Source organism: Collinsella sp. CLA-ER-H2 (assembly GCF_040092405.1).
In the GTDB taxonomy this organism is placed as follows: Bacteria; Actinomycetota; Coriobacteriia; order Coriobacteriales; family Coriobacteriaceae; genus Collinsella.
In genome coordinates this window covers 1-4,061 of the sequence record NZ_JBBNLO010000056.1, presented here as the reverse complement: position 1 = coordinate 4,061, position 4,061 = coordinate 1, and the positions used below count along the sequence as shown (strand labels likewise).

Genomic DNA, 4,061 nt, shown 5'->3' with positions numbered 1-4,061 from the left:
CAGCCCGAGGGGATGTAGGAATGCGATAGGAAAGTCATAGATGCGGGCGTGTTGGCTAAAATGGGTCGGCCGGGATTGGTCAATCTCGGCCGACTATATTTTGCTAAAATAATCCGACGCTAACAGCGCGCATCTTCTCAAAGCTGCCCAGGAACATCCAACTCTGCATGGTAACCATTGCGGCGTAGCCCTTATCCTCGACAAGGTTAAAACCGCGCTCGATAAAGCACGTGCAGAGGTCGCTCTTCACGTCGGGGTAGTTCTTCTTGACCCACTTGCTCATAAAGGGGTTAAAGCTGCTGCTTCCCATATACGGAGGATTCGCCACGACGCAGGTAAAACGACGGGACAGTTTCTCGCAGATGGCGGCAGCGCATTCGAGCTTAGTTTTGGTCGCAGAAGCAAAAAGATCGTCGGAACAGCTCACGGCGGCGGCCTTAAGCTCGTCAATCTCGTCCTCTGAAGGATTAAGAAGCGAGCCGATCTCGCCCAAATGGCTCAGTTCCTCGGCGAGCTTCTTGTTGCCCGGCAGCTCATCCTCCCCCAGCGGAATGCTCGTGAGCACGGTAACATCGGCGCGAACGCCACGCCTAAAGAAGCGACGGTCGTGCTCGCGAGCGCACATGGCAAGCGCCAGCTCGGCGATCTGAGCCGCACGGGGATCGATCTCCATGCCAGCGAGGTTTTTGGTCAGGATGAGCTCCGGGATCTCGCGCTCGCGGTAGCCGCGCTCCTCGTACATGGCAAAGAGCAGCTCAAACGCATAAACCAGGATATGGCCCGAGCCGCACGCTGGGTCGCAGAGCGAAATCTCCTCGGGACTCGAGATGCGGATGAAGTCCTCGTGCTCAGCATCGGGCTCGATGTAATACTCCATGCGCTCGCGTAACGAACTCCCCGGATTGTTGAGCATCCACAGACGGCCGAGCGAGTTCTCGACCATATAGCGTACGATCCACTCGGGGGTGAAGAGCTGCGTGGCGGGCGCGATGTCCGCCGCCGCTGCCTTGCGCTTGGACTTGAAGAACTCGTCTTTAACGTCGGCATTGTAGTACTGATACATCCAGCCCAGAACGGTCACGCCCTCGCGCCAGTCCTCGTCAGCGAGGACGGCATTGAGTTTGCCCACCACACTGTCAGCCATCATGAGGCCCTGGGGCAACAGCAGCTCCATGGCTCCGCCCACGCGTTCAAAAACGCCCGGCAGGCAATCGGCAAGCTCCTCGCACTGAGCAACAAACAGGTAGCGCCACAACGGTTCATCCAAGCCCGCCATTTTGAGCTCGGCTATGCGATCGGTATCGGCCGTCGTTATCTCCACATCCAGTGCGTTCTCCACGGCCTCGCTGCCATGGCTGCCGTCCGCACGACTTAGCATGCGCATACGGCTGGGAAGCCATCCGCGTGCATCCATGAAGCGAATGGCCACGATGCGGTTGAACCAGGTGTAGGCCGCACGGTCGCGCAGCGCCTCGTGACCCACCCCTGCCTGCATGCGCAGTAGTTCGTCGCGTTGCTCAATCTCAGCCGGACTTAGGGGCAGGCCGTTGACGGTCTCGGACCCAACGGGCGCGGGCGCAGGTTCGGTGATGCCGTAGCGCACCATCTGCGCCTCCACGCCTTTGATGAGCTCCGTACGGGCCCAGGTGCAGAAGCTCTTAAGAGCAGAATCGTTCATGGTTGATGAGCCTTTCTAAACGCCATAAGCCACCGGTGCGCGCTTTGGCACCGGTGGCTCCGCGGGTTAGTTGATACGGATCTCGTCGTTTGCAGCGAGTGCCTGCATAAGGCGGGAGCGCAGGTCGTCCACGTAGCGCTCCACGTCCTCTGCGGACAAGAGACGACTCGGCTTGGCCAGATCGGCGCGGCGCACAGTCTTGATCTTGCGCTGGGGCTTGGGCGCGGGCACGGGAGCAGACGATGCGGCGCCCTTGTTGGAGACCTTCTTGACCACCTCACCCGTACTCATGACCTCGGTGGTGCGGCGCTCGTTGTCCATGCGCACGCGGGCCTCATCCACAGCGTCGTACATCTCGTTGGCCGCCGCACTGAGCCAGTCGCCCCAGTTAGTTGCAACAACGCTCAGTTCGTTGAGACTTTGAGCGCTGTGGGCACGGTTTTTGAACGACTCGTATTTGGTGCCGGCGTCTGCTATGGCATCCTTGGCCTGATTGACAAAGCCCTTTTGACCCTCGGCCTGCGCCCGCAGGTCTTGCAGATCGCTCTCAATGCGACACAAAAACTCATTGCGGCGGATGCCCAGCAGCTTTTTCATGTCATCCTCGACGGGATCCATAAGCGGCTGCAGGTCTTTAATACGGCCGTAGGGCTTGGGATCTTTGAGGATCTCGCGCACCTTTGCCACGTTCTCCACCGCGCTGGGAATGTCATCGGAGGCATACTCGATACCCTCGGTGCGGTTCAAGAAATCCCTGGCGTGGTCAAACGCTGTTCGTTGATTGGACTCGACGAACTCAACCACCTTGTCAAAGTCTTCCTTGGCATCGAGCAAGCGCTCCTCATGCTTGGTGAACGTGGTCAAGAACGCCTCGGCCTCGTTCTGGTCCTTAAGGACGTCGGCCACCTCCGAGCGCATCTTCTCGCACTCGTCCTCACCGGGATACGGGTAGGCCGGCTTGATGCCCGTGTAGTAGTCGCGTGCTATGGCGAGGCACGCCTCGCGCAAGCCCTCAAGGCGCTCTTTGAGCTCGGCCACGAGCTTATCCTCGTTGGAGGGCACGGTCTTGAGATCAAACAGGTCACACATGAGTTCGCCCGCGGCGCGTAGCAACCGGTCGCTCATGCGCATGCGCAAGCGCACCTGGGCCTTATCGGCATCCTTGCGCAGGAGCGCCACCATGCGGCTGTCGTTAGCTTGAACCGTCTGACCGCCAAACAGCACCTGCGCGCGCTGCTCCACCACAAGCTGCGCCACCACATTTGCGATGTCGACCTCGCGCCAGCCAAAGGGCCTTTGCTGGTACTGGCGCTGGATATCGCCCATAGCGGTATCCAGGTGGCGCTGGTGCTGCGCTTTGAGGTAGTCCTCGACCTCCTTGAGCGCACGCGTGTTACCCGCGTCCATGCCAGCGAGCCCCACTTGAACGTTGCCCGCCAGCGTGGAGCGAATATCGGAATCGCTCGTGACCGGCGCGCCGATATAGTCGGCCTTATCAAAGACCACATCGCACAGCTGCGCCAGCACTTGCTCAAAAACCTGAGCGGGTTTGGCCGCGCGGACCTCAACCATGCGGCTGTTGACCGCGCAACGTGCATGGAGCACGGCCTCGCTCAAAAGGGTATCGGCCTCTTTCTCGTTATAGGCCGCCTCGCGCATCTTGGACTCGACGATCTGGCGCGTACTCGGCTGAAGCTCCTGGAGATTTCGCGTCTTGGCGTACTTGCGGATCTTGGCGGCGTTGACGAGTGGAGCCCAATAATCCACCTCGTCGCTCAAGGCCACGATGGCCTTATCCACGGATTTCAATGCCAACTCGGCATCGTCCGAACGGCCCAGATCGCTCGCCATAGTCGCCACGCAAAGCTCCATGCCGCCCATGTTGGATCCATGAATCGAGCCATCCACGTAGCGGTCAAAGGGGAAGTCGTTGGCCCCGCGGTTGAGTTTGCGCGCAGTGTAGATGCTTTCGAACAGGCGCTTCTTGATGTACTCAATCACCTTCGCGTTGTCGATCGGAGTGCGTGCGATCTCCTGCGCTATCTCCTGCTCCTCGTCGGTGAGGAAGCTATAGGTATCGCCCTGGCGTGCCACGTAGTTCTCGCGCTCCAAGCGGGCGAGAGATTCCTTGACGCGGTCCTTAAGGGCGCGCTTGTCCACGTCCAGGCTATCAATCATAAGGATGGAGATGTTCTCGACCGTGGCCTTGACGTAGCCGATGTAGCGGATCAAGTACAGGAGCTTAAGCACCCGGACTGGAGTGGGTATGATGAATTGGACACCTAGTTAAGAGCGAAAGGTGTTCAAGATGACCCAAAGAAGAAAGCGATACGACAGGCAGTTCAAGGTCTCGGCGGCAAAGGTGGTCCTGTCCGGGGAAATG

General features: G+C 59.3%; 2 protein-coding genes. Both read right to left on the bottom strand.

All coding sequences use genetic code 11. The features are described from left to right. Positions 1–103 precede the first annotated feature (103 nt). Positions 104–1,678, bottom strand: a complete 1,575-nt coding sequence (pglX, locus tag AAAX59_RS09585; RefSeq protein WP_349071590.1) for a BREX-1 system adenine-specific DNA-methyltransferase PglX — start codon at positions 1,676–1,678, stop codon at positions 104–106. Positions 1,679–1,744: 66 nt separating this feature from the next. Next, positions 1,745–3,928: a BREX system P-loop protein BrxC gene (brxC, locus tag AAAX59_RS09580; protein ID WP_349071588.1), complete on the bottom strand. Its 2,184-nt coding sequence runs from the start codon at positions 3,926–3,928 to the stop codon at positions 1,745–1,747. Positions 3,929–4,061 lie beyond the last annotated feature (133 nt).